This window comes from Pseudomonas sp. WSY_20 (assembly GCF_043104335.1).
GTDB classification, from domain to species: Bacteria; Pseudomonadota; Gammaproteobacteria; order Pseudomonadales; family Pseudomonadaceae; genus Aquipseudomonas; species Aquipseudomonas parafulva_B.
In genome coordinates this window covers 1-813 of the sequence record NZ_JBICKP010000074.1, presented here as the reverse complement: position 1 = coordinate 813, position 813 = coordinate 1, and the positions used below count along the sequence as shown (strand labels likewise).

Annotated in this window: 1 protein-coding gene; it reads left to right on the top strand. The window is 59.7% G+C overall.

Annotated features, from left to right (window positions below; all coding sequences use genetic code 11):
- The coding region (locus ACF8E5_RS17805) for an immunoglobulin-like domain-containing protein (RefSeq protein WP_392475595.1) at positions 1 to 813 on the top strand (813 nt) is incomplete at both ends.

The following is an 813-nucleotide window of genomic DNA, read 5'->3' as shown; positions in this document are numbered from 1 at the left end:
GTCATCACCTACACCGTGACCTTGACCAACCCGGCTCAGACTCCGGTGACCGTGACCCTGTCCAATGGTCAGGTCATCACCGTTGAAGCAGGCAAGACCCAGGGCAGCATCGACTTCCAGACCCCGGCGAACGACGTTTACAACAACGGCTCGACCGTTAGCGTGACCATCGACAGCGCCGCGGGCGGTAACTTCGAACAGCTGACGCCTAACCCGACGCCAGCGGTTACCACGATCAATGATTCGATCGACACCACTACCGCGACCTTGACCGCGAGTCCTTCGGTCACCGAAGGCGGTGTCATCACTTACACCGTGACCCTGACCAATCCGGCTCAGACTCCGGTCACCGTGACCCTGTCCAACGGTCAGGTCATCACCGTTGAAGCGGGTAAGACCCAGGGCAGCATCGATTTCCAGACCCCGGCCAACGACGTCTACAACAACGGTTCCACCGTTAGCGTGACCATCGACAGTGCCACGGGCGGTAACTTCGAGCAGCTGACCCCGAATCCAGCGGCTGCGGTTACCACGATCAATGATTCGATCGATACCACCACTGCCACGCTGACGGCTTCGCCGAGCGTGACCGAAGGCGGCGTCATCACTTACACCGTGACGCTGACCAACCCGGCCCAGACTCCGGTAACTGTGACCTTGTCCAACGGCCAAGTCATCACCGTTGAGGCTGGCAAGACTCAGGGCAGTATCGACTTCCAGACCCCGGCCAACGACGTTTACAACAACGGCTCGACCGTTAGCGTGACCATCGACAGCGCTACGGGCGGTAATTTCGAACAGCTGACGCCTAAC